Source organism: bacterium (assembly GCA_024228115.1).
Classification (GTDB): Bacteria; Myxococcota_A; UBA9160; order UBA9160; family UBA6930.
In genome coordinates this window covers 1-4,586 of the sequence record JAAETT010000216.1, presented here as the reverse complement: position 1 = coordinate 4,586, position 4,586 = coordinate 1, and the positions used below count along the sequence as shown (strand labels likewise).

The following is a 4,586-nucleotide window of genomic DNA, read 5'->3' as shown; positions in this document are numbered from 1 at the left end:
GAAACCCAATGTTGCAGCAGCCGAAAAGACCGCACGCCCTTCCCGCGTGATGCGAGAGGAAATCCGGTCGCGGGTCAGTCCGGAGCTTCACCACGCCTTTGTTCGCGATGCGATTGGTCACAAGCAGTCGCAGTCCGATCGACTCCGAGAAATCTTGGAGGACTACTATGAACTGGGCTTGGACTCTCAGGGGAGCCTCGAGACGCGGCTCGACCGGATCGAGCGCCGCCAGCAGACCCTTGCCACCATGCTCGACCAGCTCTACCTCGGGCTGGTTCTCCGCCTTTCGAAGGTCCCGGAGGAGGAGACGGACGTTCGAATCGAGCTTGCCGAGGATGCCCATGAGAAATGGGTTCGAGCGGTGACGGCCATCATGGAAGGCACCGGACCTGAGTGGCTCAGGAAGCTGCCGGACCGAGCGTGCCAAATGGGCCGGCTGTAGAGTAGGACGAGGCGCCCCCCCCCCCCCCGGTCGCGATCGCGGGCGGGATCGGCCCGGTTGATCTCATGGAGGGGCAAGATCTGCGTCAACCCGCGGAATGACAAGCAGATGGTCAGGGGACCGGTCTGCGAGGGGAGGGCGGGTAGATCCCACCAGCGGCCGTCGGCCCAGACGACTGGACTCGGTCTGGGGATGGCGTCGCTCCCGATCTCCCGGAGTGCCGGTTCCGCCCCCTGTGTGTCAAGGCTCCGCTTTGCTCGCCTTTGGCGTCCTTGACACCGGTGGGCCGGCCCCGGCGAAGCCGTGGTTATCGGCCAGATGCCGGGGCAAATAGCCGCAAGGACGCGGCCCGGCCACCGGAAAGGAGAGCAGCATGGGAGAGTATCTCACGGTGGGTGGAACCCATCTCAAGGTTGGGACCTGCGAGTCGGCCTACTGGGTGCGGCGTGACGAAGCCGAAGCCTGGGATCGCGGCGAAGCGGGCCGCGTCGAGCATGAACCTCATTGCGCCACGCTCGGCCAGTGGCTCGGCGCGAATGCGTTTTGGCGTTTCCCCTTCCCTTGGGAGGACGGGCAGGCGCGCAATGTGAGCGCCGGGGCGAACCGAAACCCGTTCCCCGAAAAGCCTGTCATCTCTTTGGGGGCGGCGGCGGGGAGGCACCGAGAGGGGTGCTGCTACCCAAGGGCTTACCGGAACGGATCGAACCCACTCCCCGGCTCGGGCTTGCTCGTGCGTGTCGAATCCGATCACTGGCAGCCGGGAACCTCGCACAACTGGACCACCGTCGCGTGCTTCTGGTGTCGCACGCCTTTCGCCATCGGAAGCCTTGCCGGGCGCGCGCTCAGGAATGCCCGAGTCCCCGGTCCTCTCGGCGAAGTGATTCGACGTATCCAACCGGCACCTCCCGAGTACCCGATGGAGGCCTGCGGCACGGCATAGGGGGATCGTCGGGGTGGCCTGTCACGCTCGTATTTTCAGGGTTGATCGCAGTCGACTGGCAAAGGTAGGGTGGTGTCATGTCCTCAAAGGAACGCCGCACGAAGAAGAAGGCCAGGGCCCAGAAGCGGAAGGCCGGGAATTCGGCCTCGAAGAAGCCCCGTAAGGGGTCCGAGGTCTCGCCGCGCACGATCATCTCGGTCGGGCACGAGAGCGAGCAGCTGATGCGGAAAATCCGCGATGCCACCGGAGGCCGGGAGTTTTCGTCCCAAGAAGAGTTTCAGGAGTTTCTGAACGGGTTCGTGGGGAGACCGATCGACGAGATCGAGGGCGGTGCGAGCGACGTCGAGCGCGCGCAGGACCTGGCGTTCGAGGCCCTCGAGGCCTTTCCGTCGGAAGAAGCCCTGCACCTCGCGAAGAGGGCACTCAAGCTTGACGACGGTTGTGTGGATGCGCAGAGGATTCTTGCGCAGCTCTCTGGTTGTTCTCAAGACGCGTACGTTGCGGATCTCGAGTCCATCGTTTCCATCGCCGAGGCCCGGTTCGGCACGTCGATGAAAGAAGACGCGGGGTCGTTCTGGGGCCTCCTTGAAACGCGTCCCTATATGCGCACCTCGCTCGAACTTGCACACGCTCTTTGGGAGGTGGGCCGAGAGGCCGAGGCCTGTGTGCGGCTCTTCCGGATGTTGGAACTCAACCCGAATGACAACCAAGGCGTTCGAGGGGTTCTCGTGGGATGGAGCCTTGCCACGGGAGACCTCGAAGGGGCGCGCGATGTCCTGGATCGATACGGCGATGGCAAGGAGGCAGCCATCGCGTGGGGCAGGGTGCTGGAGCGCTGGATATCGGGCGACAGGCTTTCCGCGGCAGGGGCGCTTGAAGTGGCGCGCAAGCAGAACCCCTTCGCTGAGCCTTACTTCAACGGGACGGAGGACCTTCCGGAGGAAGGACCGGACTCGTACTCGCCCGGGGAGGAGAGTGAAGGGCTGGTCTGCGCGATGTTGTTAGGCACGGCGTGGTATCGGCAACCGGAAGCGCGGCTTTGGCTCCGTGGGCAGGCGCGGTCATGAGTAGGCCCCGTCGCAAGGCCGGGATTCGGAAGCAAGCAGACCAGGGGAAAATCTCAGAGCGGCTCCTTGAATTCGCGGAACCCATGATCGACGCGTTGATCGAAGAGACCGGGGACCCCACGGAAGAAGAATTTCAGAACCTGCTCGGCATCTGCGCCCTGATCTGGAATAGCCAGGTCATGGAACAGATCGGTAAGGGGTCTTTCTACGTGGAGGAGGCGAAGAAGGTGCTCAGCAGTGTACCCGGGCCATCAAATATCGACTCCCTAGTCGAAGTGATGTTGAGACGGAAGGCGGAGAACTTCTCGGAGGATCTGCGCCACATCGGGCACTTCGAGGTGGTGACGGACCGAGCGACCGGCGAGCTTCGTGTAAGGGCAGAGGCGCGCCTCGAGGACATGCTGGCAGATGAGCATTGACCGGCTGCTCTCTCTGCTGCGAGTCGATTTCGGGCGAGGCGGGCTGTTCTCGGCGGCTCGCGTCGTGCCCTTTTTTTCGATGAGGTCTCCAGTGCCGCAGACCGAGAAGCAGAAAATCAGATCCCGGCTCCGAAGCTATGAGCGAAAGCTCCGGCAAGAGAAGGAGAAGTTCGGATTCTACGAGGATGGGGCCGGGAAGCGCTATCAGGTCGGCCCGCACTACATGCTGCTCGGCGACAACGAGGGCGCACTTGCAGCCTTTGACTGGTTCGAGAAGGAGTTCGACGACGTGGGGGTGCCGGATCACACGCTTTGTTGGAGTCTGGCGCTCTACCGGTCGGGCAATGAAATCGGCGCCGCGAGAAAGCTTCGGCAGACGATGCTGAGCAATCTGTACCTCCTACCCTACCTGCTGGGAGAGCCCATCGAGGAGCTCGACATCTGGCACGGCTCGAGCGATGCGAGGCCAAGTTTCGTGGAGCACATTGTCGAGCCGTACCTCGGGCTCTGGAGCGACGAGGAAAGGGAGTGGGCGGCGCGGGTCTACAAGAGTCCGGGGGCCCACTCGCTGCGCGAGCAGTTCATCGAGATCAGCAAGCGGTTGAACCATGCGCCACCGGGGCCAGAGAGAAGTCGTCTCCTGAAGGCGATGTACAAGCTGGAAGGCGAGTAGCTGTGCACTGTCGCCTCGTCAGCCGGAAGCCCGTTTTCTGCTCCGTTGGCAGAGCGGATCGCGTCTCCAAGGAGCGTTGGTATATCGGTTCCAAGAGAGAGGGCGGCACTGCCTACTCCATCCAATTTACGCAATCGGTGGAGTTGCACCTTGCATGGACGTGCCCGTTGGAGGCGGCGACGGTGAAATGGATTCGACCCGAGTAGTAGGGACAGTCGATGAGTCCCTCGGATCCGGGCTCGAAGTGGTCCACGATGAGAGGCCGGACGACGCGGATCTGCGCGAGAAATTTGTCCCCATCCGCTCGAATCTGCTTGAGCCGGGCCTCGGCCTCGTCCCGGGTGAATGGATCCCGATTCGCGCACGGGATGGAGGCGACCTCATCGTCGTAGAGGGTGCAAGGAAAGATCTGGTTCCCATCGTTGTTTGAGCCCCGCACCTCGTCGTAGGCGATTCCGGCCTCGCAACGTTGGCAGAAGACGGGTCCATACACGTGATGGCGACACTGCGCGATGATGTCTTCGACGTTGGTGGCGAGATCTTCCGTTCGCTCGGCCATGCCTCGGTGAACACCCAAAAGCAATGGGATGGACTCCTCCTCACCCGAGCCGGCGTCGACGCGCCAGAATGGTGGTGTTGACCAACCATTCAAAGGATGAGGAGAAGTCCAAGATGAAGATTACCCGAGCCGGAGTCGACATTGCGAAATCTGTCTTTCACGTTCATGGGGTCAACGGTGATGACCAGCCGGCGTGGCAGGCAAAGCTCAAGCGGAGCGAGTGGCTCGAGGCGTTGTGCGCCCGGCTCGCGCCGAATGCCGAGATAGGAATGGAGGCCTGCGCATCGTCCCACCACTGGGCGCGAGAGCTGCGAAAGCGAGGGTTTCGCGTCAAGCTGATTGCCGCTCTGTTGGCGATCACGAGAAACCGTAGAAATCTGATCATCTAGCCGTGGTCGCGCGCGAGTGCTGGTTTCTCGTCAGAACGGCGAATCGGTGTCGGTCGGATCGGTGTCGAGTTCGCGATCGAGAGCCGCGAGGTAGTGT

The 4,586-nt window shown here is 62.5% G+C and carries 7 protein-coding genes; 6 read left to right on the top strand and 1 reads right to left on the bottom strand.

Annotation, left to right across the window (positions count from 1 at the left end):
* The first annotated feature begins 154 nt into the window (after positions 1 to 154).
* The 5 genes from GY937_10105 (at position 155) to GY937_10085 (ending at position 3,541) form a co-directional block, all read left to right on the top strand.
* The gene (locus tag GY937_10105; GenBank protein ID MCP5057062.1) at positions 155 to 442 is read left to right on the top strand and encodes a hypothetical protein; all 288 of its coding nucleotides are present in this window, start codon (positions 155 to 157) and stop codon (positions 440 to 442) included.
* 373 nt (positions 443 to 815) lie between these two features.
* Positions 816 to 1,382 (top strand): hypothetical protein, encoded by a 567-nt coding sequence (locus GY937_10100; protein ID MCP5057061.1) that lies wholly within the window; start codon positions 816 to 818, stop codon positions 1,380 to 1,382.
* Between the two features lie 77 nt (positions 1,383 to 1,459).
* Entirely contained in the window at positions 1,460 to 2,449 is a 990-nt protein-coding gene (locus GY937_10095) for a tetratricopeptide repeat protein (GenBank protein ID MCP5057060.1), read from the top strand.
* Positions 2,446 to 2,868, top strand: coding sequence for a hypothetical protein (locus GY937_10090; GenBank protein ID MCP5057059.1), 423 nt, complete (start codon positions 2,446 to 2,448; stop codon positions 2,866 to 2,868). Before GY937_10095 ends, GY937_10090 begins: the two co-directional genes overlap by 4 nt.
* A gap of 91 nt (positions 2,869 to 2,959) precedes the next feature.
* Complete coding sequence (locus tag GY937_10085) at positions 2,960 to 3,541, top strand: hypothetical protein (GenBank protein ID MCP5057058.1); 582 nt, start codon at positions 2,960 to 2,962, stop codon at positions 3,539 to 3,541.
* A 112-nt stretch (positions 3,542 to 3,653) separates the two neighbouring features.
* Here the strand turns inward: GY937_10085 and GY937_10080 are convergent, their stop codons facing one another.
* Positions 3,654 to 4,100, bottom strand: coding sequence for a hypothetical protein (locus GY937_10080; GenBank protein MCP5057057.1), 447 nt, complete (start codon positions 4,098 to 4,100; stop codon positions 3,654 to 3,656).
* Positions 4,101 to 4,213: 113 nt separating this feature from the next.
* Between GY937_10080 and GY937_10075 the strand changes: the two genes are divergently transcribed.
* On the top strand, positions 4,214 to 4,489 hold the full coding sequence (locus tag GY937_10075) for a transposase (GenBank protein MCP5057056.1): 276 nt from the start codon (positions 4,214 to 4,216) through the stop codon (positions 4,487 to 4,489).
* Positions 4,490 to 4,586 lie beyond the last annotated feature (97 nt).